Origin of the sequence: Roseovarius autotrophicus (genome assembly GCF_018069895.1) — a bacterium.
GTDB classification, from domain to species: domain Bacteria; phylum Pseudomonadota; class Alphaproteobacteria; order Rhodobacterales; family Rhodobacteraceae; genus Roseovarius; species Roseovarius autotrophicus.
Map to the genome: position 1 here is coordinate 1 of NZ_JAGQDH010000075.1, position 927 is coordinate 927.

The 927-nt window shown below is 56.2% G+C and carries 1 protein-coding gene and 2 pseudogenes; all 3 read left to right on the forward strand.

Annotated elements, in window-relative coordinates:
* A pseudogene (sucC, locus tag KAK09_RS18595) lies at positions 1 to 239 on the forward strand (succinate--CoA ligase subunit beta); the annotation flags it as partial.
* Between the two features lie 7 nt (positions 240 to 246).
* Positions 247 to 705 (forward strand): hypothetical protein, encoded by a 459-nt coding sequence (locus KAK09_RS18600; RefSeq protein WP_210880406.1) that lies wholly within the window; start codon positions 247 to 249, stop codon positions 703 to 705.
* An 11-nt stretch (positions 706 to 716) separates the two neighbouring features.
* A pseudogene (locus tag KAK09_RS18605) lies at positions 717 to 927 on the forward strand (succinate--CoA ligase subunit alpha); the annotation flags it as partial.

A 927-nucleotide genomic window follows, 5' to 3' on the forward strand; every position in this document is an offset into this window, starting at 1 on the left:
CGCAGGTGAAAGGCATCCTTGTCAACATCTTCGGCGGCATCATGCGCTGTGATGTGATCGCCGAGGGCGTGGTGGCGGCGGTCAAGGAGGTCGGGCTGAAAGTCCCGCTCGTGGTCCGGCTCGAAGGCACCAATGTCGAGAAGGGCAAGGAGATCATCAACACCTCCGGCCTCGACGTTATCGCCGCCGACGACCTCAAGGACGGCGCGCAGAAGATCGTCAAGGCGGTCAAAGGGTGAGCGTCTCGTGTTGAATAACGCTATCCATCATCAAGCCCAAACGGCTGCACAGCAAAGCGCTATAAGGCTTATGGCGTATGCCGACGCTGTTTGGCCAGATGGACAGATGTTGGAGTTTGTTATTGAACAAGTGCTCAACGAAGCCGTCACATTCTCGGTTAACGCACGAAGGGTTCTTGACGCAACGAAAACCACCAACGTCGTCCAACAATCTGATTGGGACAAGGATATTGGTAAACCAATCGAAAGTGAAACTGACCTGCGGCGCTGTTTGAATGCAATTATTCATGCGCATGAGTTGCAGGTGATCGTTTCCCGGGCAATCCGGACCAAATTCGCCCACGGCCCCAACGTGCAGACCCGCGGCTTGCTAGCCAACACAGACCGCTACTCAAACTTACACATAGATCTCTTTGGTCTGGCTTGGTCGTTCATGACCATGCCACGCCAAATGAAAATGCAATAGGAGCCACCAAAATGGCAGTCCTCGTCGACGAAAACACCCGTGTCATCTGTCAGGGCCTCACCGGCTCGCAGGGCACGTTCCACTCCGAACAGGCTATCGCCTATGGCACGAAAATGGTCGGCGGCGTCACCCCCGGCAAGGGCGGCACCACGCATCTCGACCTGCCGGTGTTCAACTCGGTGCATGAGGCCAAGCACGAGACGCAGGCCAATGCGAGCGTGA